General features: G+C 72.2%; 19 protein-coding genes. 13 read left to right on the top strand and 6 right to left on the bottom strand.

All coding sequences use genetic code 11. From position 1 onward, the window contains the following. The first annotated feature begins 117 nt into the window (after positions 1-117). Together ACZ4VA_RS34780 and ACZ4VA_RS34775 are read left to right on the top strand one after the other, a co-directional pair. Entirely contained in the window at positions 118-1,557 is a 1,440-nt protein-coding gene (locus ACZ4VA_RS34780) for a gamma-aminobutyraldehyde dehydrogenase (RefSeq protein WP_356172009.1), read from the top strand. Positions 1,558-1,781: 224 nt separating this feature from the next. Then, positions 1,782-2,972, top strand: coding sequence for an ABC transporter substrate-binding protein (locus ACZ4VA_RS34775; RefSeq protein WP_468083957.1), 1,191 nt, complete (start codon positions 1,782-1,784; stop codon positions 2,970-2,972). Between the two features lie 27 nt (positions 2,973-2,999). Here ACZ4VA_RS34775 and ACZ4VA_RS34770 read toward each other — a convergent pair whose 3' ends face one another. From ACZ4VA_RS34770 to ACZ4VA_RS34760, 3 genes are all read right to left on the bottom strand, one after another. Beyond that, positions 3,000-4,172 (bottom strand): serine hydrolase domain-containing protein, encoded by a 1,173-nt coding sequence (locus tag ACZ4VA_RS34770; protein WP_452922517.1) that lies wholly within the window; start codon positions 4,170-4,172, stop codon positions 3,000-3,002. A gap of 608 nt (positions 4,173-4,780) precedes the next feature. Further along, a complete protein-coding gene (locus tag ACZ4VA_RS34765; protein WP_389391754.1) occupies positions 4,781-5,461 on the bottom strand; it encodes a glycerophosphodiester phosphodiesterase in 681 nt (226 codons plus the stop codon). 67 nt (positions 5,462-5,528) lie between these two features. Beyond that, positions 5,529-6,578 carry an adenosine deaminase gene (locus tag ACZ4VA_RS34760; protein WP_452925030.1) on the bottom strand — a complete coding sequence of 350 codons (1,050 nt, stop codon included), beginning with the start codon at positions 6,576-6,578 and terminating at the stop codon, positions 5,529-5,531. Between the two features lie 154 nt (positions 6,579-6,732). Here ACZ4VA_RS34760 and ACZ4VA_RS34755 point away from each other — a divergent pair, with 154 nt between their 5' ends. Further along, the gene (locus tag ACZ4VA_RS34755; RefSeq protein ID WP_452925028.1) at positions 6,733-7,668 is read left to right on the top strand and encodes a DUF4190 domain-containing protein; all 936 of its coding nucleotides are present in this window, start codon (positions 6,733-6,735) and stop codon (positions 7,666-7,668) included. A 110-nt stretch (positions 7,669-7,778) separates the two neighbouring features. Here ACZ4VA_RS34755 and ACZ4VA_RS34750 read toward each other — a convergent pair whose 3' ends face one another. Then, positions 7,779-8,375, bottom strand: coding sequence for an NADAR family protein (locus ACZ4VA_RS34750; RefSeq protein WP_468083955.1), 597 nt, complete (start codon positions 8,373-8,375; stop codon positions 7,779-7,781). A 207-nt stretch (positions 8,376-8,582) separates the two neighbouring features. On the opposite strand from ACZ4VA_RS34750, the gene ACZ4VA_RS34745 reads away from it, so the two are divergent. The 8 genes from ACZ4VA_RS34745 to ACZ4VA_RS34710 all read left to right on the top strand — a co-directional run bounded on the left by ACZ4VA_RS34745 (position 8,583) and on the right by ACZ4VA_RS34710 (position 18,323). After that, a complete protein-coding gene (locus ACZ4VA_RS34745) occupies positions 8,583-10,103 on the top strand; it encodes a gamma-aminobutyraldehyde dehydrogenase (protein ID WP_389391757.1) in 1,521 nt (506 codons plus the stop codon). Between the two features lie 54 nt (positions 10,104-10,157). Continuing rightward, positions 10,158-11,405, top strand: a complete 1,248-nt coding sequence (locus tag ACZ4VA_RS34740; protein ID WP_468083953.1) for a polyamine ABC transporter substrate-binding protein — start codon at positions 10,158-10,160, stop codon at positions 11,403-11,405. Then, positions 11,402-12,562: an ABC transporter ATP-binding protein gene (locus ACZ4VA_RS34735; RefSeq protein WP_355794711.1), complete on the top strand. Its 1,161-nt coding sequence runs from the start codon at positions 11,402-11,404 to the stop codon at positions 12,560-12,562. The genes ACZ4VA_RS34740 and ACZ4VA_RS34735 overlap by 4 nt, the downstream gene beginning before the upstream one ends. Further along, entirely contained in the window at positions 12,562-13,491 is a 930-nt protein-coding gene (locus ACZ4VA_RS34730) for an ABC transporter permease (protein WP_356170958.1), read from the top strand. Before ACZ4VA_RS34735 ends, ACZ4VA_RS34730 begins: the two co-directional genes overlap by 1 nt. Beyond that, a complete protein-coding gene (locus ACZ4VA_RS34725) occupies positions 13,491-14,291 on the top strand; it encodes an ABC transporter permease (RefSeq protein ID WP_355784938.1) in 801 nt (266 codons plus the stop codon). The genes ACZ4VA_RS34730 and ACZ4VA_RS34725 overlap by 1 nt, the downstream gene beginning before the upstream one ends. Positions 14,292-14,320: 29 nt before the next feature. After that, complete coding sequence (locus ACZ4VA_RS34720; protein WP_468083950.1) at positions 14,321-15,739, top strand: NAD(P)/FAD-dependent oxidoreductase; 1,419 nt, start codon at positions 14,321-14,323, stop codon at positions 15,737-15,739. Between the two features lie 201 nt (positions 15,740-15,940). Continuing rightward, positions 15,941-16,393, top strand: a complete 453-nt coding sequence (locus tag ACZ4VA_RS34715; RefSeq protein WP_355784932.1) for a bifunctional DNA primase/polymerase — start codon at positions 15,941-15,943, stop codon at positions 16,391-16,393. Between the two features lie 109 nt (positions 16,394-16,502). Then, positions 16,503-18,323: a chitinase gene (locus tag ACZ4VA_RS34710; RefSeq protein WP_468083948.1), complete on the top strand. Its 1,821-nt coding sequence runs from the start codon at positions 16,503-16,505 to the stop codon at positions 18,321-18,323. Here the strand turns inward: ACZ4VA_RS34710 and ACZ4VA_RS34705 are convergent. Continuing rightward, entirely contained in the window at positions 18,262-19,116 is an 855-nt protein-coding gene (locus ACZ4VA_RS34705; RefSeq protein WP_356170950.1) for a phosphatase PAP2 family protein, read from the bottom strand. The two genes, ACZ4VA_RS34710 and ACZ4VA_RS34705, sit on opposite strands and share 62 nt — an antisense overlap. Positions 19,117-19,285: 169 nt before the next feature. Next, complete coding sequence (gene gabT / locus ACZ4VA_RS34700) at positions 19,286-20,620, bottom strand: 4-aminobutyrate--2-oxoglutarate transaminase (RefSeq protein ID WP_355784923.1); 1,335 nt, start codon at positions 20,618-20,620, stop codon at positions 19,286-19,288. Positions 20,621-20,910: 290 nt separating this feature from the next. Here gabT and ACZ4VA_RS34695 point away from each other — a divergent pair, with 290 nt between their 5' ends. Further along, complete coding sequence (locus ACZ4VA_RS34695) at positions 20,911-23,067, top strand: ATP-binding protein (RefSeq protein ID WP_356243287.1); 2,157 nt, start codon at positions 20,911-20,913, stop codon at positions 23,065-23,067. A 116-nt stretch (positions 23,068-23,183) separates the two neighbouring features. After that, positions 23,184-24,857, top strand: coding sequence for a PucR family transcriptional regulator (locus tag ACZ4VA_RS34690; protein WP_388906705.1), 1,674 nt, complete (start codon positions 23,184-23,186; stop codon positions 24,855-24,857). Positions 24,858-25,274 lie beyond the last annotated feature (417 nt).

Here is a 25,274-nt window from a genome sequence, read left to right as displayed (position 1 = left end):
TACGAGGACGTGACTTGCGGATTTCGCAGATCTGGAGGGATCGAGGGTGTTGAAAACGTGGACACACCGATTAGGGTGGGTGTCTCAGTGATTGGACACCCGACAGGAGGGCCGGCAGTGAGCACCGAGCTGCGTCGTCTGCGCAACTACATCGACGGAGAATTCCGGGACGCCGCCGACGGACGGACCACCGAGGTGGTCAACCCCGCGACCGGCGAGGCGTACGCGACCGCGCCGCTGTCCCGCGAGGCGGACGTCGACGCCGCGATGGCGGCCGCCGCCGCGGCCTTCCCGGCCTGGCGCGACCAGACCCCGGCCGAGCGCCAGAAGGCCCTCCTGAAGATCGCGGACGCGTTCGAGGAGCGGGCCGAGGAGCTGATCGCGGCCGAGGTGGAGAACACCGGCAAGCCGATCGGACTCACCCGGTCCGAGGAGATCCCGCCGATGGTGGACCAGATCCGCTTCTTCGCGGGCGCCGCCCGGATGCTGGAGGGACGCAGCGCCGGCGAGTACATGGAGGGTCTGACCTCGATCGTCCGCCGCGAGCCGGTCGGCGTCTGCGCGCAGGTCGCGCCCTGGAACTACCCGATGATGATGGCCGTCTGGAAGTTCGCCCCGGCGCTGGCCGCGGGCAACACGGTCGTCCTCAAGCCGTCCGACACGACGCCCGCCTCCACGGTCCTGATCGCCGACATCATCGGCTCGATCCTGCCCAAGGGCGTCTTCAACGTCATCTGCGGCGACCGCGACACCGGCCGCGCGATGGTCGAGCACCCGACCCCGGCGATGGCGTCCATCACCGGTTCGGTGCGCGCGGGCATGTCGGTCGCCGAGTCGGCGTCCAAGGACCTCAAGCGGGTCCACCTGGAGCTGGGCGGCAAGGCCCCGGTCGTCGTCTTCGAGGACACCGACATCGCCAAGGCCGTCGAGGACATCTCCGTGGCGGGCTTCTTCAACGCCGGGCAGGACTGTACGGCCGCCACGCGCGTCCTGGTCCAGGAGGGCATCCACGACGAGTTCGTGGCCGCGCTCGCCAAGGCCGCCGCCGACACCAAGACCGGGCAGCCGGACGACGAGGACGTGCTGTACGGCCCGCTCAACAACCCCAACCAGCTCAAGCAGGTCGCCGGCTTCATCGAGCGCCTGCCCGCCCACGCCAAGGTCGAGGCGGGCGGCCACCAGGTCGGCGACAAGGGCTACTTCTACGCCCCGACCGTCGTCTCCGGCCTGAAGCAGGACGACGAGATCATCCAGAACGAGGTCTTCGGCCCGGTCATCACCGTGCAGTCGTTCTCGGACGAGAAGCAGGCGGTCGAGTGGGCGAACGGCGTGGACTACGCCCTCGCCTCCTCCGTCTGGACCAAGGACCACGGCCGCGCCATGCGCCTGTCCAAGGCCCTCGACTTCGGCTGCGTGTGGATCAACACCCACATCCCGCTCGTCGCCGAGATGCCGCACGGCGGCTTCAAGAAGTCCGGCTACGGCAAGGACCTCTCCGGCTACGGCTTCGAGGACTACACGCGCATCAAGCACGTGATGACGTCGCTCGACGGCTAGTCATCACCTGCGCGGCCCCGGACGGTGCTCACCGTCCGGGGCCGCGCACGTGTGTCCGGCCCCCGCGGGCGGTGCCCGGGCGCGCGCTTCGAGCCGCGCCCGCGTGTCCGGCCTCGGACGGGTGCGGCGGACGCCGGGGCGGTCGACAGGGTGTCGGCCCCGGAGGTGATCGCTCGACGCACCGTCCATTGCCCGCGCCGAGCCCCCGGCGGCAGGCTGCCCGGGTGTCCGTCACCCGCAAGTCCCCAGCCCTGTCCCGCCGTTCCCTGCTGAGCGCCCTGGGGGGTGCCGCCGCGCTCGGCCCGCTGGCCGGATGCGGGGTCCCGGCCGCGTACGTGGCACCGGGCGACCGGGCCGGCGCCGACCTCTCCGCCCGCGAGCGACGTCTGACCTGGTCGAACTGGCCGCTCTACATCGACACCGACGACGAGGACACCACACGCCGGCCCACCTTGGACGCCTTCCGGGAGCGCACCGGGATCGCCGTCGACTACGTCGAGGAGATCAACGACAACGACGAGTTCTTCGGCAAGCTCAGCCCCTCCCTGATGAACCACCAGCGGACCGGACGCGACCTGATCGTCGTCAGCGACTGGATGTGCGCCCGCTTCGTGCGCCTCGGCTGGGTCCAGGAGATGGACCGCGCCCGCCAGCCGAACGTCGTCAAGTACCTGGACCCGCTGCTGAGTTCGCCCGCCTTCGACCCCGGGCGCCGGTCCACCGTGCCCTGGCAGTCCGGCATCACCGGCATCGCGTACAACCGCCGTCGTCTCGGCCGCGAGATCCACCGCGTCTCCGACCTGTGGGCTGACGACCTCAAGGGACGGGTGACGCTGCTCTCCGGCCTGGACGAGGCGTTCGCGCTGCTCATGCAGGGCAACGGCGTCGACATCACCCGGTGGACGGCTGACGACTTCCACACCGTGTGCGACCAGGTCGAGGGGCATGTGCGCGAGGGCCGCATCCGGCGCTTCACCGGCAACGACTACATCAAGGACCTCGCCGCGGGCGACGTCCTCGCCTGCCAGGCGTACTCCGGTGACGTGATGCAGCTGCGGGCCGACGACCCCGACATCCGCTTCGTGGTCCCGGAGGAGGGCGCCGAACTGTGGTCGGAGTCCCTGATGATCCCGAACCTGGCCCGCCACAAGGCCAACGCGGAGGCGCTCGTCGACCACTACTACGACCCCGAGGTCGCCGCCGGACTCGCCGCGTGGGTCAACTACGTCTGCCCGGTCCCGGCCGCCCGGGACGTCCTCGCCTCCGCCGGGGACCGGGACACCGCCGCGCTCGCGGAGGACCCGCTGATCTTCCCGGACGCCGGCATGCGCGCGCGTCTCGCCATCGCCCGCGACGTCACGTCCGCGGAGCGCCCGGAGTTCGCGAAGCGGTGGAACGCGATCGCGGGGCTGTAGCAGGCCGCGATCAACGCGGGCTTCTCCCTACGGTTTCAGGGCCGCGCGGGCGATCCGCTCGGCCACCGGATTCATCGCCTCGCCCTTCGCCTCCGTGGAGTTGACCGAGTAGACCAGGGTGCGTGAGAGGTCGCGGGTGGCGCCCATCATGGTCGAATAGCCGTAGCGGGCGCCGGACTTGAGCCACAGGACCCTGCCCCCGAACTCGAAGCGCTGGAGCCCGGCGCTCATGTCGGCGCCCTCGATGCCCGCCGGGACGGTGAACATCTCCTCCAGCTGCGGCCCGGGCACCAGGTCGCCTCGGAACAGCCGGGTGACCAGGCGCTCCAGGTCGGCCGTGGTCGAGATCATGTCGCCCGCCGCCCAGCGGTCGGCCTGGTTCCAGTCGGTGACGTCGACCAGCCGGGTCGTGCCGTCGGCCCCCCGCACCGCCTGGTAGCCGTGGTTGTGCGGTCCGTGGATCCGGGGGTCGGTACCGGGGAAGTACGAGTGACGCATTCCCGCCGGACGGAACACCCGCCGGGCGGCCTCGGACTCGTACGGGCGGCCCGTGACCTTCTCGACCAGCATCCCGAGGACCGTGTAGTTGACGTTCAGGTAGTGCTGCTCGTCGCCGGGGCCGAACTCCGGGCCCTTCGCGACCGCCGAGGCGACCACGGCTTCCGGGGTCAGCGTGTCGAAGCGGTGCGCGTACACCTCCTCGAAGGAGTCCCCGAAACCGTCGCCGGGCCGGATGCCGCTGGTGTGGTTCAGCAGCTGCCGCACGGTGACGGGCTCCGTGAAGGAGGCGGGCAGCAGCCCGGGGAGGTAGTCCTCCACCGGTGCGCCGAGGTCGATCCGGTGCTCCGCCGCGAGTTGCAGCACCAGCGCCGCGGTCACCACCTTGGTCGTGGAGCCGGCGCGGAAGAGCGCGTCCGGGTCGGCGTCGCGGCCACCGCGCAGGTCGTGCACGCCGGCGCTGCCGCGCCAGGTCCCGTCGGTGCCGCCGACCCGGACGAGCGCCGCCGTCGCGTCCGGGCCCGGGAGCCCGGCGAGCGCGGCGCGCAGGGCCTCCGCGTCCGGCCCGGTGGCCGTGGCGTGCGCCGCGACCGGGGGAGCGGCGGGCGCGGCGAGGGCCGGGGCGGCGAGCGGTCCCGCCGTCACCCCCAGGACGAGCGCGGTGGCGACGGCGGTGAGGGGCCGGACGCTGAAGTGCGGCAAGGCTGCTCCCTGGGTGGAGGACGACGGGCCGGGCGGTGGCCGGCGAGATCATCCTGCGGCCGCGCGTTCCTGCGCGGATCGTCAGCGGGGAGGGCATGGACCCTGACCCCAGCCCGGAGCAACTGCCTTACAAGGGAGGGGTGTTGTGGGGGATAGCCCCTAGGGCCTGTCTGACAATTCCCGTCGTTGCCCGGAGGGCGGCCTCGCGGCGTCAGGTGCGTGCTCTCGGCGTGCCGGGCGTAGAGCCTCGTACTGGACGTACTTGGGTCTGCGCCCGGTGCGGCGAGAGTGCGTGCATGGCGTCGCGAGGCAGACGGGAATTGTCAGACAGGCCCTAGGGCGCCCGGTGCCGGGGAGGAGGCGGGCGGGGTGGGGAGGCCGAACGTGCGGTTCCCGGGGAGCGGCGAGGGCGAACCGCGGTCCTGAAGCGGTGAGTGCCGAACGGAGTCGCACTCGCTCAAGGGCACCCGCTCACCGTTTCCCGGGACGCCCTCCCGAAACGCCCTGCCTGAGCGCTCGCACGGAACGCCCTCGCGAAACACCTTGCCGGGTGCGGGAGTTCGCCCTGAGTCGACGCTTCCGCGGGTGCCCGCCCGGCCAACGGGCCCCTACTGCTCGCGCAGCGCCGTCAGGGCGTCGATGCGGTTCGTGGTGATCGAGTCGACCCCGAGGTCGAGCAGCCGCCGCATGGAGCGCCGGGTGTCCGGCGTCCACGCCGACAGCAGGTAGCCGTCGCGGTGCACCCGCGCCACCAGGTCCCGGTCGACCAGCCCGAAGCGGTAGTTGAGCCACCGGGGCCGTACCGCGCGCAGGAGAGCGGGCCGCGGGGGCGCCAGCGTCGTCCAGGTCAGCGCGATCTCCGCCGCCGGGTCGGCCGCGCGCACCGCGAGCATCGCCGGGGCGCCCGCGCAGTAGTACACCCGCTCCTCGGCCCCGCACGCGTGGACGACGTCGACGACCTCGCGCACGGTCCTGCGGTCCGCGCCGGGCAGGTCGATCATCAGCCGGCCGTCCCCGGTCGCGGCCAGCGCGTCCACAAGCGTCGGCACCCCGCCGGCCGTCAGCCCGCGCACCTCGTCGGAGGAGAGCGAGAGCAGCGGGCGGTCGTGCCCCCACAGGCGCTCCAGCGTCTCGTCGTGCAGCAGCACGGGAACGCCGTCGCGGGTGAGCCGGACGTCGATCTCCACCGCGTCCGCGCCCCTCCGGAGCGCGGAACGCAGGGAGTCGAGGGTGTTCTCGCGGACGCGGTAGGGGTCGCCGCGGTGGGCCACGGCAGTCACGGTGCGCATGCGCCCATTGTGGGGGCGGTGCGCACCGCGTCCGCTCATCGGGGTGCGGCGGCCCGGCGCCCGGACGTCAGGAGGCGAGCCACGCCGACGTGTACGTGTCGATCTCGTCCGTGAGCCGGCGCTTGCCCGCCGCGTCCAGGAAGGACGCCTCGACGGCGTTCTTCGCGAGCCCGGCGAGACCCCGCTCGTCCAGGTCGAGGAGCCGGGCGGCGACCGCGTACTCGTTGTTGAGGTCGGTGCCGAACATGGGCGGGTCGTCGGAGTTGATCGTGACGAGGACACCCGCGCCGACCATCTCCTTGAGCGGGTGCTCGTCGAGCGTGCGGACCGCGCGGGTCGCGATGTTCGAGGTCGGGCAGACCTCCAGCGCGATGCGGTGCTCGGCGAGGTGGGCGAGCAGCTTCGGGTCCCGCGCGGAACTGGTGCCGTGTCCGATGCGCTCGGCGCGCAGGTCCGTCAGCGCGTCCCACACCGTCTGCGGGCCGGTCGTCTCCCCGGCGTGCGGCACCGAGCGCAGGCCGGCGGCGATCGCCCGGTCGAAGTACGGCTTGAACTGCGGCCGGGGGACGCCGATCTCCGGGCCGCCGAGTCCGAAGGAGACGAGTCCCTCGGGGCGAATCCGGTCGTCGGTGGCGAGCCGGGTCGTCTCCTCGGCGGCTTCGAGGCCCGCCTCGCCGGGGATGTCGAAGCACCAGCGCAGGACGACGCCGAGCTCGGCCTCGGCGGCCTTGCGGGCGTCCTCGATCGCCTCCATGAAGCCGAGCTCGTCGATGCCGCGGCGGGTGGAGGAGAAGGGGGTGATGGTCAGCTCGGCGTACCGGACCTGCTGCCGGGCCATGTCCCGGGCGACCTCGTACGTGAGGAGCCGGACGTCCTCCGGGGTGCGGATGAGGTCGACGACGGACAGGTACACCTCGATGAAGTGGGCGAAGTCCGTGAAGGTGAAGTAGTCGGCGAGGGCCTCGGGGTCGGTGGGGACCTTCGAGTCGGGGTGGCGCGCGGCCAGCGTGGAGACGATCCGGGGGGAGGCGGAGCCGACGTGGTGCACATGCAGTTCGGCCTTGGGCAGCCCGGCGATGAAGGCGTGCGGGTCGCGGACGTCGAGGTGGTCGGTCAAGGGTTGCTCCCCGGGAACGGCGTCCCGCACGTGCGTGTCGGGGGACGCGGGTGATCGGCTGATCGGTGACTCGGGGATCATCGTAGGCCGCCGTCCGCACGCCCAGGGCGCGGGCCGTAGCATGACGGAACGTACAACTGAGGGGACCTCGCGCATGTCCGACGACGCCCGCACGCCGGAACCGCCGGACCACACCTGGCCGGCGGCCCCCGCCTCCCCGGACAGCGGACCCCACGCCGGCCCGCAGGACGCGCCCCCCACCCGCAAGGTCGGCCTGGACAAGCAGGCCCCCGCCCCCGAGCGCGACCCCTGGGCCGCTCCGGCGGACGCCGTGCCCCCGGGCGCCGGGCAGGGCGGCACCCCGCCGCCGCCCTCCGTCCACAACCAGCCCACCGTGACCTCGCTGCCCGCCATGGGCTCGGCGTTGCCGCCCGGCCCGGACACCTCGACGCCCGGCGCGGCGACCCCTCAGCCCTGGGCCAACCCCTTCGCGCCACCGGCGTCCGGCGGGTCCGCCGACCCGTACCCCCCGCCCGCCGGGACGATGCCGCCGGGCGGCGCCGCGCCGCACAACCCCTTCGCCCCGCCCGCCGGACCGGCCTCCTTCGGCGGGCCGCTCCCCGGTGAGCCCGTCCCGCCACCGCCCGTGGCCCCCGGCGGCCCGGGTCAGCCGCTGTACGGCTATCCCCAGTACCCCGGTCCCACGGTGCACGGCGGCCACAGCCCTTACCCCGGTGTGCACTCCGGTTACGGCTGGGGCGTCCCGCAGCCGATGCCGAGCAACGGGATGGGCACCACCTCGCTGGTGCTCGGCATCATCGCGGCCGTGCTCTTCTGCCTGTGGCCGGTGGCGATCGTGCTGGGCATCCTGGCGCTCGTCTTCGGCGTGATCGGCCGCCGCAGGGCGGGCCGGGGCGAGGCGACGAACCCGGGCCAGGCACTGGCGGGCATCATCTGCGGCGCGGTCGGACTGCTGCTCGGCATCGGCTTCGCCGTGCTGATCTTCGCCCTGCCCGACGACAACGACGAGGACCCGTACTTCGGCACTGACGACTACTCGACGTCCCTGGTGGTGGAGCAGGCGCGCTAGCGTCTGCTCCACCACCAGGGGACGGACACGGGGGGCGGCCCGCACCCCGGACGTCCTCCCCAAGATGCCGCAACGCTCCGGACGCCCCCTCTGACGACAGGGAGCCGCCCTTACGACAGGGAGCCGTCCGCTGCGGCGGGCGCCGGGACGCCGGCGGTTCTCAGCCGCTCCCGTGCCTCCATGAGCGCGAACCCCAGCAGGTTCGGGCCCAGCCAGCGCTCGGGGTCTCCCGCGCGTTCGTCGTCCGCGGCGAGCCCGATGCCCCAGATCCGGTCCACGGGGCTGGCCTCGACGAGCACCCGGTCGCCCGTGTCCAGCAGGAAGTGCCGCAGGTCGGGGTGGGCGGCGAACTTGTGCACGCTGCCCTCGGCCACGATCCGGAAGCGCTCCCGCTCCCAGATCTCGCCGTCGAAGTCCCGGACCAGCCGGCCCGCCTTCTTGGCCAGCGCCGGATTCGGCGCCAGCAGTGCCTGCCGCTCCGCCTCCGCGTCGCCGAAGAGGCGCGCCTTGCCCGCCATCATCCAGTGCTCGGCGGTCGCGTACTCGACGCCGGCCACCGTGAACGGCGACGGCCACCACTGGCTCAGGCAGCTCGCGCCGACCCGCCCGTCCGGCCGCGGCCGGTGCCCCCAGAAGTGCAGGTACTTGATCCTCGCCCCCGCGCGGACCTCCCTGACCAGGGCTTCCCTCGAATCGATCGTCCCCATGCACGCGAGTCTGGCACGCACCACTGACAGTCCGTCCCGCCTTTTCCAGGCTGACTCGACACCTGGTCGACAGATTCCGTCGCGTAACCAAAAGGCAACAACGGAATCACTTGTTGAGGTCACCTCTCTCTGTCAGGATCGGCACTCAAATCGAGCTGGAGCTACGCCGACCCCCGTGGGACGGGGAGGGCGGCGGAGGAGAGCGACATGCACAAACCGGGCCATCGCTTCCAGGCGCAGGACCGTTTCGCGGACGGCGCGCAGTACATCGCGGGCCGACTGGTCAAGGGCACCTCGGGCCGCACGCACGCGGTCGTCGACCCCGCCACCGGCGAGGAGGTCTACACGTACGAGCTGGCGTCCCCCGCCGACGTGGACGCCGCCGTCGCCGCCGCCCGAGCGGCGTTCCCCGGCTGGTCCGGCGCCACCCCCGGCGAGCGCTCCGACGCGCTGCACCGCTTCGCCGCCGTCCTCACCGAGCGGGCCGAGGAGTTCGCCCAGGCGGAGTCCCTGCAGTGCGGCAAGCCGCTCAAGCTGACCCGCGAGTTCGACGTCCCGGGGACCATCGACAACACGGCCTTCTTCGCCGGGGCGGCCCGCCATCTCCAGGGCCAGTCCGCGGGCGAGTACTCCGGGGACCACACCTCCTACGTACGCCGTGAGCCCATCGGCGTCGTCGGCTCCATCGCGCCCTGGAACTACCCCCTCCAGATGGCCGCCTGGAAGATCCTCCCGGCGATCGCCGCGGGCAACACCGTCGTCCTCAAGCCCGCCGAGCTCACCCCGCTCACCTCGCTGCTCTTCGCCCAGGCGGCCACCGAGGCAGGCATCCCCGACGGCGTTGTCAACATCGTCACCGGCGCGGGCAAGGACGCGGGCGAGCACCTCGTCGGCCACCCCGACGTCGCCATGACCTCCTTCACCGGGTCCACCGGCGTCGGCAAGCGCGTCGCCGAGATCGCCACCGCCACCGTGAAGCGGCTGCACCTGGAGCTCGGCGGCAAGGCACCCTTCGTGGTCTTCGACGACGCGGACCTGGAGGCAGCGGTGCACGGAGCCGTCGCCGGCGCCCTCATCAACACCGGTCAGGACTGCACGGCCGCCACCCGCGCGTACGTGCAGCGGCCCCTCTACGACGAGTTCGTCGCGAGGACCGGCGCCCTCATCGCGGGCGTCCGCGTCGGCGACCCGTTCGCGCCGGACACCGACCTCGGCCCCCTCATCTCGCACGCCCAGCGCGACCGGGTCGCCGGATTCGTCGACCGGGCCCGCGCCTACGCGCGCGTGGTGACCGGCGGCGAGATCCCGCAGGACCTGAAGGACGGCGCGTACTACCGCCCCACCCTCGTCGCCGACGCCGCGCAGGACAGCGAGATCGTGCAGTCCGAGATCTTCGGCCCCGTCCTCGTCGTGCTCCCCTTCGACACCGACGACGAGGGCATCCGGCTCGCCAACGACACCCCGTACGGCCTCGCCGCCTCCGCCTGGAGCCGCGACGTCTACCGGGCCAACCGCGCCACCCGGGAGATCAAGGCCGGGTGCGTGTGGGTGAACGACCACATCCCGATCATCAGCGAGATGCCGCACGGCGGCTACAAGGCGTCCGGCTTCGGCAAGGACATGTCTGCCTACTCCTTCGAGGAGTACACGCAGATCAAGCACGTCATGTTCGACAACACCGCGGTCGCCAGGAAGGACTGGCACCGCACGATCTTCGGGGACCGATAGCCAGAACAGGCCGCGTGACCACGGCCGCTTCCCTCCCGAAAGGGCACCAGGAGCATGGAGCAGTACGAGCCCGACCGTCCGTCCCCGGCCCAACTGGCCGCCTTTCACCGCAGTCTGAGGTACGGCAGGGCATCCCTCACCCGGCGTTCGCTGCTGCGCGCCTCCGCCGGCGGCGCGCTGGCCGTCGGCGGTCTCGGAGCACTGAGCGGCTGCGGGATCCCCGCCGCGGGCAAGACCCAGGGCGGCGTCTCCGCCGAGGACCACTCGGCCAAGGAGAAGACGATCAACTTCTCCAACTGGACCGAGTACATGGACGTGGACGAGAGCGAGAAGCACCACCCGACGCTCGACGCGTTCACCCGGCGTACCGGCATCAAGGTCAAGTACACCGAGGACATCAACGACAACGTCGAGTTCTTCGGCAAGATCAAGCCGCAGCTCGCGGCGGGCCAGGACACCGGGCGCGACATCATCGTCGTCACCGACTGGCTCGCGGCCCGGCTGATCCGCTTCGGCTGGGTGCAGAAGCTGGACGCCTCCAACCTGCCGCACGCCTACGCGAACCTCTCCCAGCAGTTCCGGAACCCCGACTGGGACCCCGGACGCGCCTACTCCTATCCGTGGCAGGGCATCTCGACCGTCATCGCCTACAACAAGAAGGCGCTCGACGGCGAGAAGGTCGAGTCGATCTCCGACATGCTCGACAACCCCAAGCTCAAGGGGCGCGTCGGCTTCCTCTCCGAGATGCGCGACAGCATCGGCATGACGCTGCTCGACATGGGCAAGGACCCGGCGAAGTTCACCGACGACGACTACGACGCGGCGATCGCCCGGCTCCAGAAGGCCGTCGACAAGGGCCAGATCCGCCGCTTCACCGGCAACGACTACACGTCCGACCTCACCAAGGGCGACCTGGCGGCCTGTGTCGCCTGGGCGGGTGACGTGGTCCAGCTCAAGGCGGACAGCCCGGACGTCGACTTCATCATCCCGGAGAGCGGCTACATCACGTCCACGGACAACATGCTCGTCCCCAACAAGGCACGTCACAAGACGAACGCCGAGCGGCTGATGGACTACTACTTCGAGCCGAGGCCGGCCGCCGAACTCGCCGCGTACATCAACTACGTGTGTCCCGTCGACGGCGTGAAGGACGAGCTCGCGAAGATCGACGAGGACGCGGCGAACAACCCGCTGATCATTCCCGACAAGGCCATGGCCGCCAGGTCACACCCCTTCCGCTCACTGAGCCAGAAGGAAGAGACGGCCTACGAAGAGAAGTTCGCGAAGCTCACAGGGGCGTGACGATGATGAAGACTGACAACAGCGGCGACGTCCGCCTCTCCGGCATCAGCAAGACCTACGGCGCGTTCACGGCCGTCCACCCGCTCGACCTGACCGTCCCCGAGGGCTCGTTCTTCGCGCTCCTCGGCGCCTCGGGCTGCGGCAAGACCACCACCCTGCGCATGATCGCCGGCCTGGAGGAGCCCACCTCGGGCACCGTCTCGCTCGGCGACCAGGACGTGACGAACCTGCCGCCCTACAAGCGGCCGGTGAACACCGTCTTCCAGTCCTACGCGCTCTTCCCGCACCTCGACATCTTCGAGAACGTCGCCTTCGGCCTGCGCCGGCGCGGCATCAAGTCGGTGAAGAAGCAGGTCGAGGACATGCTCGAACTGGTGCAGCTCGGCGAGCAGGCCCGCAAGAAACCGCACCAGCTCTCCGGCGGCCAGCAGCAGCGCGTCGCCGTGGCCCGCGCCCTCATCAACCACCCCAAGGTGCTGCTCCTCGACGAACCCCTCGGCGCCCTCGACCTCAAGCTGCGCCGCCAGATGCAGCTGGAGCTCAAGCGCATCCAGACCGAGGTCGGCATCACCTTCGTGCACGTCACGCACGACCAGGAGGAGGCCATGACCATGGCCGACACCGTCGCCGTGATGAACGCGGGCCGCGTCGAGCAACTGGGCTCGCCCGCCGACCTGTACGAGAACCCGAACACCACCTTCGTGGCGAACTTCCTCGGCACCTCGAACTTCATCGAGGCCGAGGTCGACACCCGCAGCGGCGACGAGATCGTCCTCAAGGCGGGCGGCGGCAAGCTCGTCCTGCCCGCCGCGCGATGTTCGGCGCCCGCGACGGCCGGCGGCAAGCTCCTGGCCGGTGTCCGCCCCGAGAAGATCACGCTCACGCACGCCGACGACGCCGGCGAGATCCCGGCCGGCCGCAACCGGATCACCGGCAGGATCGCCGACTCCAGCTTCATCGGCGTCTCCACGCAGTACGTCGTCGACAGCGCCGTCTGCCCCGGGTTCGAGGTCTACTCGCAGAACGTCGACCGCGACTCCCGGCTGCGGCCCGGCGCGGACGTCGTCCTGCACTGGAACCCGGCGCACACCTTCGGCCTGGACGCGGCGCAGGACATCGACGCGGGCGTCGAGTCGGTCGAGGAAGAGGCCGCCTGATGTCGACCCTCACCGAGGCGCCACCGCCTCTCGCGCCCACCGCCCCCGAGAAGAAGCCGCCGCGCCGACGCGGCCGCCTCACCCCGTACTGGCTGCTGCTGCCCGGCATCCTGTGGCTCGTCGTCTTCTTCGCGCTGCCGATGGTCTACCAGGCCTCCACGTCCGTGCAGACGGGCTCCCTGGAGGACGGCTACCGGGTCACCTGGCACTTCGCGACCTACTGGGACGCGCTGGCGGACTACTGGCCGCAGTTCCTGCGCTCGGTGCTGTACGCCGGTTCGGCGACGGTCCTGTGCCTGATCCTCGGCTACCCGCTCGCGTACCTCATCGCGTTCCGCGCGGGCCGCTGGCGCAACGTCGTGCTGATCCTGGTGATCGCGCCGTTCTTCACCAGCTTCCTGATCCGCACGCTCGCCTGGAAGACGATCCTCGCGGACGGCGGCCCGGTCGTCGGCGCGCTCAACTCGCTGCACCTCCTGGACATCACGAGCTGGCTCGGCATGACCTCGGGCGACCGGGTCCTCGCGACTCCGCTCGCGGTGGTCTGCGGACTCACGTACAACTTCCTGCCGTTCATGATCCTGCCGCTCTACACCTCGCTGGAGCGGATCGACGGACGGCTCCACGAGGCCGCCGGCGACCTCTACGCGAGGCCCGTCACGACCTTCCGCAAGGTGACCTTCCCGCTGTCGATGCCCGGCGTCGTCTCCGGCACCCTGCTGACCTTCATCCCCGCGAGCGGCGACTACGTGAACGCCGACCTGCTCGGCTCCACGGACACCCGGATGGTCGGCAACGTCATCCAGACTCAGTTCCTGCGGATTCTCGACTATCCGACGGCCGCCGCGCTCTCGTTCATCCTCATGGCCGCGATTCTCGTCATGGTCACGCTCTACATCCGCAAGTCCGGGACGGAGGATCTGGTCTGATGGCCCTCTTGCGCTGGCTCAAGCACCATCTCGTCGTCATCGCGGGTCTCGTGACCCTCGGATATCTGCTCCTTCCGAACGTCGTCGTCACGGTGTTCTCCTTCAACAAACCGAAGGGGCGCTTCAATTACGAATGGCAGGCTTTCTCCACGGACGCCTGGCGCGATCCGTGCGGGGTCGCCGACATGTGCGGCTCGCTCTCGCTCAGCCTCCAGATCGCCTTCTGGGCGACGCTCGGGGCCACCGCCCTCGGCACGATGATCGCCTTCGCGCTGGTCCGCTACCGCTTCCGGGCCCGCGGCGCCGTGAACTCGCTGATCTTCCTGCCGATGGCGATGCCCGAGGTCGTGATGGCCGCCTCGCTGCTGACGCTGTTCCTCAACATGGGGGCCCAGCTGGGCTTCTGGACGATCCTGATCGCCCACATCATGTTCTGCCTCAGCTTCGTGGTCACCGCCGTCAAGGCACGCGTGATGTCGATGGACCCGCGCCTGGAGCAGGCGGCCCAGGACCTGTACGCCGGTCCCGTGCAGACCTTCCTGCGGGTCACGCTGCCCATCGCAGCCCCCGGGATCGCCGCGGGCGCGCTGCTCGCCTTCGCGCTCTCCTTCGACGATTTCATCATCACCAATTTCAACGCGGGATCGACCGTCACCTTCCCCATGTTCGTCTGGGGATCGGCACAGCGCGGAACACCCGTTCAGATCAATGTCATCGGTACGGCCATGTTCGTTGTCGCCGTACTGTTCGTCCTGGCCGGAATGGTGATCGGCAATCGCCGCAACCGGCAGAAGGCGTAAGAGCAATTCTTTCGTAGGGAGTTGAAATCATGGCCCCAGGCGCCATGAACCGTTGGACGACGTCTCTTTCCGACGCCCGGCCGGTGTCCTACTGGCTGGACGACCCCGGCAAGCCCCGCCCCGAGCCCGCCCTCACCGGCGCCGAGACCTGCGACCTGCTCGTCGTCGGCGGCGGCTACAGCGGACTGTGGACCGCGCTCCTCGCCAAGGAGCGCGACCCGCGGCGCGAGGTGGTGCTGGTGGAGGGCCGCGAGGTGGGCTGGGCCGCCTCGGGCCGCAACGGCGGGTTCTGCGCCGCGTCCCTCACCCACGGGCTGGCCAACGGCCTGACCCGGTGGCCGGACGAGATCAGGAAGCTGGAGGAGCTGGGCGCCCGCAACCTCGACGGGATCGAGGCGGCGGTCGCCCGCTACTCCATCGACTGCGACTTCGAGCGCTCCGGCGAGATCGACGTCGCCACCGAGCCGTACCAGGCGACCGAACTGCGCGAGTGGTACGAGGAGTTGCGGCGCGAGGGCCTCGCGGACGGCATCGAGTACCTGGACGCCGACGCGGTGCGCGAGCAGGTCGACTCGCCCACGTTCCTCGCGGGGCTGCACGACCGGCGGGGCGTCGCCATGCTCCACCCGGCCAAGCTCGCCTGGGGACTGAAGCGCGCCTGCCGCGAACTGGGCGTGCGGATCTACGAGAACACCCCCGCGCTCGCCCTGCGGCCCCACGGCGCGGGCATGGCCGTACGCACCCCCTACGGCTCCGTCCGGGCCCGCCGGGTCGCCCTCGGCACGAACATCTTCCCGAACCTGGTCCGGCGGGTGCGCGCGTACACCGTCCCGGTCTACGACTACGCGCTGATGACCGAGCCGCTGACCGCCGACCAGCTGGCGTCCGTCGGCTGGAAGAACCGCCAGGGCCTGGGGGACTCGGCCAACCAGTTCCACTACTTCCGCCTCTCGGCCGACAACCGGATCCTGTGGGGCGGCTACGACGCGGTCTACCCGTACGGCGGCCGGGTGCGCGCCGAGCACGACGACCGCCCCGAGACGTACGCGAAGCTCGCCGAGCACTTCTTCACCTGCTTCCCGCAGCTGGAGGGCGTGCGGTTCACCCACGCCTGGGGCGGCGCCATCGACACCTGCTCGCGCTTCTCCGCCTTCTTCGGCACCGCCCATCAGGGCCGGGTCGCCTACGCGGCCGGGTACACCGGCCTCGGGGTGGGCGCGACCCGCTTCGGAGCCGACGTCATGCTCGACCTGCTGGCGGGGGAGCGCACCGAGCGCACCGAACTGGAGATGGTCCGCAAGAAACCGCTCCCGTTCCCGCCCGAGCCCTTCGCCTGGGCCGGCATCGCGCTCACCAAGTGGTCGCTCGCGCGTGCCGACGCGCGGGACGGGCGGCGCAACCTCTGGCTGAAGACGATGGACCGGCTCGGACTCGGCTTCGACAGCTGAGCCCGCGCCGGACGCCCGCCTTCCGGCACGGATGATCGCCGGGCGTACGCGGGAGCGACTGATCCACTCGCGTACGCCCTGCTCACACCCTGTGACACGGTTCACCACCGACAAGTCGCGGGAACCCGCGTAATGCCCGGCCCGGACCTCCCTCTCCCCAGTGACGCGACCAGCGTCGACACGAGAAAGGGAGGTTCCGTCATGACAGGCGCCAAGACGGCGGTCGAGTGGCTGGCATCCGCAGCGCCGGATCCCGAGGCCTGCCGCTGGGAGTGGGAACGCAACCCGACCGGGGTCGCGCTGCTGCCGGCCGGCCGGCTCTGGGACGTGCTCATCCTGCCGGGGGAGCTGGGCTATCCCACGCTCGACGTGCTGACCCGGGTGATCGACCAACTCGGGCCGGTGCTGGTCGACTTCGGTGACGCCCGGATGGGGTTCTTCGTGCCCGCAGGCACCGCCACCCGCTGGCTCGGCACCGGGGTGCGCACCGCGGGCCGCGGCACGTGGATCGTGGTGCCGTACCCCGGCAGGTCGACCGGCGGAGTGCGCTGGCTGGTGCCGCCGGACGGCTCGGGCACCCTCACCGATCCGGCGCTGCTGGAGCTGGCGATGCACGAGGCGGCGGCGGGTCTGGCGGGCGAGGAGGGCCCCTGACCGCACGCCGGTCCCGCGCGGGATCACGCCGGAGGTCTTGACAACGCAATTGGTCTGGACCAAGTTGGGCGCGCTCCACCCTCCAATTCCCCCATGCCCGGAGGCAGCTGTGGACCGCACCGGACCCGACAGACCATTCGCACGGCGCAGACTTCTCGCCGTCTGCACGGCCACCGTCCTGGCCGTCCCCGGCCTCACCGTCCTCTCGTCGGCCGCCCGTGCGGCCGACGCGGACCTCGTCAGGAACGGCGGGTTCGAGGCGGGCCTGGACAACTGGACCTGCACGGCGGCCAGTACCGTCACCTCGCCCGTGCGCACCGGCGCCTCCGCGCTGAAGGCGACCCCGGCCGGCAACGACTACGCCCAGTGCAGCCAGACCGTCACCGTGAAGCCGGACGCGCAGTACACCCTCACCGGCCATGTGCGCGGCAGCTACGTCTACCTCGGCGCGAGCGGCACCGGCACCACCGACGTCTCCACCTGGACGCAGTCCGCCGCCGACTGGCAGCAGCTCACCACCACCTTCCGCACCGGCCCGTCCACCACGAAGGTCACCCTCTACACGCACGGCTGGTACGGCACCGGCACCTACTACGCCGACGACGTCTCCCTGGTCGGCCCGGGTGCCGACGCGAGCCAGCCGCCCGCCCCGCCCACCGGCCTGAAGACCGGAACGGTGACCTCCGGCAGCGTCGCGCTGTCGTGGTCCGCGGTCCCCGGCGCGACCGGGTACGCGGTCTACCGCAACGGCGTGAAGGCGCAGACGGCGAGCGGGACCTCGGTCACCGTCACCGGCCTGTCACCGGCCACCGCGTACAGCTTCCAGGTGGCGGCCGTGAACGACGCGGGCGAGTCGGCGAAGTCGGCGGCCGTCACCGCGACCACCTCTCCGGGCACCGGCGACGGCTCCTCCGGCCTGCCCGCGCACGCCCTGGTCGGCTACCTGCACGCGAGCTTCGCCAACGGCGCCGGCTACACCCGCCTGGCCGACGTCCCCGACAGCTGGGACGTCATCGACCTGGCCTTCGGCGAGCCGACCTCCACCACCTCCGGCGACATCCGCTTCAACCGCTGCCCGGTCACCGAGTGCCCGAACGTGGAGAGCGACGCCGAGTTCAAGGCCGCCATCAAGGCCAAGCAGGCGGCGGGCAAGAAGGTCCTGATCTCCATCGGCGGCCAGAACGGCCAGGTCCAGCTCACCACCGCCGCGGCCCGCGACACCTTCGTCTCCTCGGTGTCGAAGATCATCGACGAGTACGGCCTCGACGGCCTGGACATCGACTTCGAGGGCCACTCCCTTTCCCTGAACGCCTCCGACACCGACTTCAGGAACCCCACGACCCCGGTCGTCGTGAACCTGATCTCCGCGGTGAGGACCCTCAAGGCCCGGTACGGCGCCAAGTTCGTCCTGACGATGGCGCCCGAGACCTTCTTCGTCCAGCTCGGCTACCAGTACTACGGCACCGGGAAATGGGGCGGCCAGGACCCGCGCGCCGGCGCCTACCTGCCCGTCATCCACGCCCTGCGCGACGACCTGACGCTGCTGCACGTCCAGGACTACAACTCGGGCTCGATCATGGGGCTCGACAACCAGTACCACTCCATGGGCGGCGCCGACTTCCACATCGCCATGACCGACATGCTGCTCACCGGCTTCCCGGTCGCGGGCGACGCGAACAACGTCTTCCCGCCGCTGCGCCCCGACCAGATCGCGATCGGCATGCCGGCGACCACGAACGCGGGCAACGGCCACGTCTCGCCCGCGGAGGTCACCAAGACCCTCGACTGCCTGACGAAGAGGACCAACTGCGGCTCGTACAGCCCGCACGGCACCTGGCCCGCCCTGCGCGGCCTGATGACGTGGTCGATCAACTGGGACCGGTTCGGCGGCTGGGAGTTCTCGAAGAACTTCGACGCCTACTTCGGCTGAGGAACAGCGCGAGCCCCGCCAGCAGCAGCGCGCACAGGCACCAGCTCGCCACCACGTCCAGCGGCCAGTGGTAGCCGCGGACGACGAGGCCGGTGGCGACCGCCAGGTTCAGGACCAGGCAGGCGGCGAGCAGGGCGCGACGGGCCGGGGCGGTGCGCAGCCCCGGCAGGAGGAGCAGGGTCGCGGCGCCGTACGCGACGGCGGCGGTCGCCGTGTGACCCGAGGGGTAGAAACCCGTACCCGGGCCCATCACCGGTGGGCCCGGGCGGGCGATCAGTTCTTTCGCCGGCACGATCACGGCCGGTACGGCGGCCATCAGGACGGCCGCCGCGACGGACGGCAGCCACCATCGGGCGGCGCCTTCGCGGCGGGAGCGACGGGCCGCGAGGACGAGGGCGACGGCCAGGACCGGGACGGCGACGGAGACGTTGCCGAGGTCGGCGAGCAGCTCGAAGAACCGGTTCGGGCGGACGACGGCGTCACTGACGCGTTCCTCCGCGCGGGCGAGGGGGCCGTGGGCCGCGACCTGCCAGGTGATCAGCGCGAGAAGGAGGGCCGGAAGGCCGAGGAGGATGGTCGGCCACCCCGGAACAGGGGGGGTGGTTCCGGGGTGGCCGTCCGGATCGGTGTGCCGCGCGCCCCGGGGGGTTTGGGGCGGGCGGCCATCCGATCGGTGAGGTGTTCCGGAGCCGGAAGCTCCGGGTGTGTGCGCGAGGGCACGACCAGGGCGAAGCTGGGGAGGCCCCGACCCGGCGTCGCCCACAGTCCCCTGTGGGCGGGGTGTTTCTCTCATCTGCGTAGAACCTACGACAGCGGATGCGGCTCCGACAGCCACATTCGCGTCCCGTCATCCACCTCGCACACCTTCTTCACACGCTCTGCCTCTCGGTGCGCCCGCCCCGGCCGGAAACGGAATCCGAGACGGGCGCCGGTCCGGCCCCGCGGCCGGGACCGGTGAGACGTCAGATGCGGGCGAAGGCCTGCTCGATGATGTCCAGGCCCTCGTTCAGGAGGTCCTCGCCGATGACCAGCGGGGGCAGGAAGCGGAGGACGTTGCCGTAGGTGCCGCAGGTGAGGACCAGCAGACCCTCCTGGTGGCAGGCCTTGGCGAGCGCGGCCGTGGCGGCCGGGTTCGGCTCCTTGGTGTCGCGGTCCTGCACCAGCTCGATCGCGATCATGCCGCCGCGCCCGCGGACGTCGCCGATGATGTCGAACTTCTCGGCCATCGCGCCCAGGCGGGCCTTCATGACCGCCTCGATCCTCTTCGCCCGCGCGTTGAGGTCCAGCTCCTTCATCGTCTCGATCGCGCCGAGCGCACCCGCGCAGGCGACCGGGTTGCCGCCGTAGGTGCCGCCCAGGCCGCCCGCGTGCGCGGCGTCCATGATCTCGGCGCGGCCGGTGACCGCGGCCAGCGGCAGGCCGCCCGCGATGCCCTTGGCGGTGGTGATCAGGTCCGGGACGATGCCCTCGTCCTCGCAGGCGAACCACTGGCCGGTGCGGCAGAAGCCGGACTGGATCTCGTCCGCGACGAAGACGATGCCGTTGTCCTTGGCGAACTGGCTGATCGCCGGCAGGAAGCCCTTCGCGGGCTCGATGAAGCCGCCCTCGCCGAGCACCGGCTCGATGATGATCGCGGCGACGTTCTCGGCCCCGATCTGCTTGTTGATCATGTCGATGGCCTGCGCGGACGCCTCGGCACCGGCGTTCTCCGGACCCGTCAGCCAGCGGTAGCCGTAGGCCACCGGCACGCGGTAGACCTCGGGCGCGAACGGGCCGAAACCGTGCTTGTACGGCATGTTCTTCGCGGTCAGCGCCATCGTCAGGTTCGTCCGGCCGTGGTAGCCGTGGTCGAAGACGACGACCGCCTGGCGCTTGGTGTACGCCCGCGCGATCTTGACGGCGTTCTCGACGGCCTCGGCGCCCGAGTTGAACAGCGCCGACTTCTTGGCGTGGTCACCCGGGGTCAGCTCCGCCAGCGCCTCGGCGACGGCGACGTAGCCCTCGTACGGCGTGACCATGAAACAGGTGTGGGTGAAGTCCTGGAGCTGCGCGGAGGCCCGGCGTACGACGGCCTCGGCGGAGGCGCCGACCGACGTCACGGCGATACCGGAGCCGAAGTCGATCAGGCGGTTGCCGTCGACGTCCTCGATGATGCCGCCGCCCGCGCGCGTGGTGAAGACCGGCAGCACCGAGCCCACACCGGCCGCGACCGCCGCGGTACGGCGGGCCTGCAGCTCCTGCGACTTCGGGCCGGGGATGGCGGTGACGACGCGGCGCTCCTGCGGAAGTGCGGTCATGAGGGGCTCCCTGAAGATCTTGCGAACCGGTGTTCCGGCGGACCGGGGGTTTCCGGGCGGGGGTGTTTTCGGACGCTTCTCCGCAGGCTAGGGCCGCGGCAGGGGGCGGGGCATGCTCCATGTGGGCGTTGTCGCAGGAATCGGTTGTCCGCCGTGGACATAGAACAGATGGCGGCCGGACCCGACCGGGTCCGCGCGGGTCCGGCCGCGTAAGCGGTGAACTCCCCCGGCAGGGGCACTAGATTGACCCGCGTACGAGGCACGGACCGGCTGGTCAGGGGGCAACGGCGATGGACGGCGACGGCACGCAGGACGCACGGGGCACACACGCGGGCCCCGTGCCGCGCCCGGCGGGACCCCCCGCCGTGCCCGCGACCCCGCACCCCGCGCGGCCCCCGGCCCCCGCGACACCCCCGCGGCCCGCCCGGGCACCGGGCATGCCGCCGCTGCCGGACGGGTCCGCCTTCCTGACCTGGCTGCGCACACCACGGCCGGAGGCCGCACCCGGCGTGTGGCGCTTCGGGCACCGGCCCAGGCCCGCGGAGGAACCCGAGACCGTGCCCGCGCGCCAGCTCCTCAGCGGCGCGCTCATCGCCTTCCTCGTCGGCTGGCTGCTCTGGTCGCTGCTGTGGAACGGCTACCTCGGCGGCTGGTGGCTGCTGCCGCTCTACGCGATGATCCCCGACTCCTGGGCCGAGCCCCACAGCTTCGGCTCCGTCGTGGCCGTCTACGCCTACTACACCGCCGTCGCCCTCGCGATCATGATCGGGGTCGGGCGGCTCGGCCGTTGGGGTGAGGTCTGGCGGCGCTACGGGCTGCCCGCCTGGCGCCGGTCCGCGCCCGTGGACGTACGGCCGCCCGCCCCCGAGGACGACCCCGCCCAGTGGAACCAGCTCCGCGCCGCCGGAGCCGCCGACGCCGCCGACCGGCTCGCCGCCGAGGCCCGCACCGGGCTCATGCGCGACGTCGACCACGCCCGCATCGCCCGCGCCTGGCAGGGCGTACGCAGCGGCCGGCACAGCCTCGCCACCTTCACCGGCGCCGTGCTGAAGGACGGCGCCGCCGCCTGCCTCCACCCCTCCGGGCACCGCGACCTGCCCGGCCGGCACGCCCGGCACGACCTGCTCACCGGACAGGTCCGGCTCGGCACCACCGCCGACGACCCCCGCAACCCCTACGCCTACCGCGCCACCGGACTCGCCCTCGGCCCCGACCTCCTCGGCACCTCGCTACTCGCCGTCGGCCCCGCCGGATCCGGCAAGACCGGCGGCGTCGTCCGGCCCCTCGCCGAGTCCCTGTGCCTGCACGCCCTCGCCGGACGCGCCGCCGTCGTCGTGGTGGGAGCCGCCGGCGCCGGGCTCGGCTCCGCCGACGCCTACGACGTCGTCGTGCGCGTCGGGAACCCCGAGTCCGTCTACGACCTCGACCTCTACGGCGGCACCACCGACCCCGACGAGGCCGCGGCCGTACTCGCCGAGGCCCTCGTCGGCGACCTCGCCGACCCGCACCCCGGCGGCGACAGCCGGCGCTCCACCACCGTCCTCGCCCAGCTCCTCGGCCCCTACCGCGCCGTCCACGGCCGCTTCCCCTCCGTCCCCGAACTGCGCCAGCTGCTCGACGGCTCTCCCGCCCCCCTCGCCGCCCTGCGCCGCGGCCTGGAGGAGGCCGGGCAGGAGTCGCTGCTGCGCGAGCTCGACGCCCGCGAACGGCAGCTCGGACACCCCGGGGACGTCGGCGGCGTCCTCGCCGACCGCGTCGCCCTCCTCGACCGGCCCGCCTTCGCCGGGTTCTTCGACACCTCCGGACAGTCCCGGCCCTTCTCGCTGCGCGCCCTCGACCACCCGGTCCGGGTCCGCATCGACCTGCCCCAGCGCGGCCACGCCGACGCCTCGCGCATCCTCGCCCGGCTCGTGCTCGCCCAGTTCACGGCCGGCGTCGCCGTCCGCGAGGACCGTTCGCTGTTCGCCTGCCTCGTCCTCGACGACGCGACCGGCGTCATCACCCCCGAGGCCGTCCGCGGCATCCAGCGGCTGCGTTCCGCCAACGCCGGGACCGTCCTCACCCTGCGCACCCTCGACGACGTCCCCCGGGCCCTGCGCAGTCCGCTGCTCGGCGCCATCGGCTGCCGCATGGCGCTCTCCGGCCTCACCCCCTGGGACGGCCAGGACTTCGCCGAGGTCTGGGGCAAGGAATGGACCGAGGCCCGGGACGTCACCGACCGGCAGATCATCGCCGAGACCCCCGCCGGCAAGGCCGTCCACATGCTGCGGCGCGTCATCACCGGCAACGCGCCGACCGCGCGCGCCGTCACCGTCCGGCAGGTCGAGCGCGAACGCTGGTCGGCGTCCGAGCTGGCGCACGGGGTGCCGCCGGGGCACGCGGTGCTCTCGCTCACCACCGTGCAGGGTGAGCACGCGCCACCGCTCCTGGTGGATCTGCGCGGCTGAAACGGCGCGCGGGGCACTCCTACGGTGAGGCAGAATCGATAGCGGCCCTTCATACGAAGCGGCCAAAAGATCACCCCGGCCGATCGCCCCGCGCCCGCCTCAGACCTGAAGGTCCCATGCCCCCCACGCTCGCCTCCCTCGTCCACCACTCCGCGCTCAAGCTGACCGTGCGGGCGGGCGGGGGACGCCTGGACGTGCCCGTCCGCTGGGCGCACGTCAGCGAGCTCGCGGACCCCGTGCCGTACATGGAGGGCGGGGAGCTGCTCCTCATCACCGCGCTCACCCTGGACGCGGAGGATCCCGACGCCATGCGCCGGTACGTCAAGCGGCTGGCCGCCGCGGGTGTCGTCGGCCTCGGGTTCGCCGTCGGCGTCAACTACGACGACATCCCCGACGCCCTCGTCGACGCCGCCGAACAGGAAGGGCTCCCCCTGCTGGAGGTGCCCCGGCGCACCCCCTTCCTCGCCATCAGCAAGGCCGTCTCCGCCGCCATCGCCGCCGACCAGTACCGGGCCGTCACCGCCGGGTTCGCCGCCCAACGCGAGCTGACCAAGCAGGCACTGAACGACGGCCCCGAGAAGCTGCTCGCCGCGCTCGCCGGGCAGGTCGACGGCTGGGCCGCCCTGTACGACGCGTCCGGCGCCGTCGTCGCCACCGCGCCCGAGTGGGCCGGGCGCCGCGCCGCGCGGATCACCGCCGACGTCGAGCGGCTGCGGGAGCGGCCCGCGCCCGCCAGCTCCGTGGTCGGCGGCCCCGACGGCGAGGACCGCATCGAGCTGCACTCCCTCGGCACCGGGCGGCGGCCCCGCGCCGCGCTCGCCGTCGGGACGGCCGCCGCCCTCGGCACCGCCGAGCGGTACGCCGTGCACTCGGCGATCGCCCTGCTGACGCTCACCACCGAGCGGTCGACCTCACTGCACGCCGCCGAGCAGCGGATCGGGGCGGCCGTGCTGCGGATGCTGCTCGCCGGGGAGTCCGACCACGCGCGCGCCGTCGCCGGGGGCCTGTACGGGGAGCTCCTCGACGCGCCCTTCCGGCTGATCCTCGCCGAGTCCGCGTCCGCGTCGGCCGCGCGGGCGCATGCCGACGGGCACGCGCGCGTCGCCCCCAAGCCCGCCGTCGCCTCCGTCGCGGTGGCCGACGCGCACGGTGATCCGCTGGGCGGGCTCGCCGAGGTCGTCGAGTCCGCCGCCGCCCGGTCCGGCGAGTCCGTGCTGGTCGTCCCGGACGGGGAGCGGCTCGTCGTGCTCGCCGCGGACGGGGGTGCCGCGGTGGCGGCCTGCCAGGCGCACGCGGAGGCGCTGGACGCGGCGCGGGCCGCGGGGCGCGCGGCCGGGCGGGAGCAGGCCGCGGCGGACGAGGGCGAACTGGTCGTGGGATTGTCGGCGCCGGCCGGGCCCATCGCGGCGGGGGCGGCCTACAAGCAGGCCGAGCAGGCGCTGTCGGTGGCCCGGCGGAGGGGGCGGGCGCTCGTCGAGCACGAGGAGGTGGCCGCGGGGTCCGTGGTGCCGTTGCTCGCGGACGACGCGGTGCGGGCGTTCGCGGACGGGTTGCTGCGGGCGCTGCGCGAGCATGACGCGACGGGGCGGGGGGATCTGGTGGCCTCCCTGCGGGCGTGGCTGTCCCGGCACGGGCAGTGGGACGCGGCGGCGGCGGATCTCGGGGTGCACCGGCACACGTTGCGGTACCGGATGCGCAGGGTCGAGGAGATCCTCGGACGCTCGCTGGATGATCCGGACGTCCGGATGGAACTGTGGCTGGCGCTGAAGGCCACGGGGGTGGGGGAGTAGGTCGGTCGGGTGGGTCGGTGCGGTGACCGTCGGGCGCCTTCGGGCCGGTGGGTGGGTCGGGGCCGTGCCGGTACATCCGGCCGTCGGTAGTTGGTGTGGGCGTCCGTCACCAGCGTTCCTCGGTCGGGTACGTCCCCGTCTCGACGGCCATTTGATGTACCGGCACGGCCCCTTCGGTCGTAGGGCGACTGCGGGCCATGGGGGCTGAGCTGCGGGGGGCGCGGGTCCGGTGGCTCCGGTGCGGGGCCGGTGGGCGACGCCCACCTGCGGCACGGCCCCTTCGGTCGGATGGCGGCTGCGGGTCGTGGGGGTTGAGCCGCGGGGGCGCGGGTCCGGTGGCTCCGGTGCGGGGCCGGTGGGCGACGCCCACCTGCGGCACGGCCCCTTCGGTCGGATGGCGGCTGCGGGTCGTGGGGG

The organism is Streptomyces sp. NPDC028308 (assembly GCF_055565855.1).
Note: the sequence above shows the minus strand (reverse complement) of the source record. Positions and strands in the feature narration are given on the sequence as shown.

Bases quoted from the DNA above. Each gene is read 5' to 3' on its own strand.
- ACZ4VA_RS34715 (WP_355784932.1), top strand. From the start codon at position 15,941: ATGACAGGCGCCAAGACGGCGGTCGAGTGGCTGGCATCCGCAGCGCCG.
- ACZ4VA_RS34720 (WP_468083950.1), top strand. From the start codon at position 14,321: ATGGCCCCAGGCGCCATGAACCGTTGGACGACGTCTCTTTCCGACGCC.
- gabT (WP_355784923.1), bottom strand. From the start codon at position 20,620: ATGACCGCACTTCCGCAGGAGCGCCGCGTCGTCACCGCCATCCCCGGC.
- ACZ4VA_RS34745 (WP_389391757.1), top strand. From the start codon at position 8,583: ATGCACAAACCGGGCCATCGCTTCCAGGCGCAGGACCGTTTCGCGGAC.
- ACZ4VA_RS34750 (WP_468083955.1), bottom strand. From the start codon at position 8,375: ATGGGGACGATCGATTCGAGGGAAGCCCTGGTCAGGGAGGTCCGCGCG.
- ACZ4VA_RS34740 (WP_468083953.1), top strand. From the start codon at position 10,158: ATGGAGCAGTACGAGCCCGACCGTCCGTCCCCGGCCCAACTGGCCGCC.
- ACZ4VA_RS34705 (WP_356170950.1), bottom strand. From the start codon at position 19,116: ATGAGAGAAACACCCCGCCCACAGGGGACTGTGGGCGACGCCGGGTCG.
- ACZ4VA_RS34755 (WP_452925028.1), top strand. From the start codon at position 6,733: ATGTCCGACGACGCCCGCACGCCGGAACCGCCGGACCACACCTGGCCG.
- ACZ4VA_RS34765 (WP_389391754.1), bottom strand. From the start codon at position 5,461: ATGCGCACCGTGACTGCCGTGGCCCACCGCGGCGACCCCTACCGCGTC.
- ACZ4VA_RS34730 (WP_356170958.1), top strand. From the start codon at position 12,562: ATGTCGACCCTCACCGAGGCGCCACCGCCTCTCGCGCCCACCGCCCCC.
- ACZ4VA_RS34695 (WP_356243287.1), top strand. From the start codon at position 20,911: ATGGACGGCGACGGCACGCAGGACGCACGGGGCACACACGCGGGCCCC.
- ACZ4VA_RS34690 (WP_388906705.1), top strand. From the start codon at position 23,184: ATGCCCCCCACGCTCGCCTCCCTCGTCCACCACTCCGCGCTCAAGCTG.
- ACZ4VA_RS34725 (WP_355784938.1), top strand. From the start codon at position 13,491: ATGGCCCTCTTGCGCTGGCTCAAGCACCATCTCGTCGTCATCGCGGGT.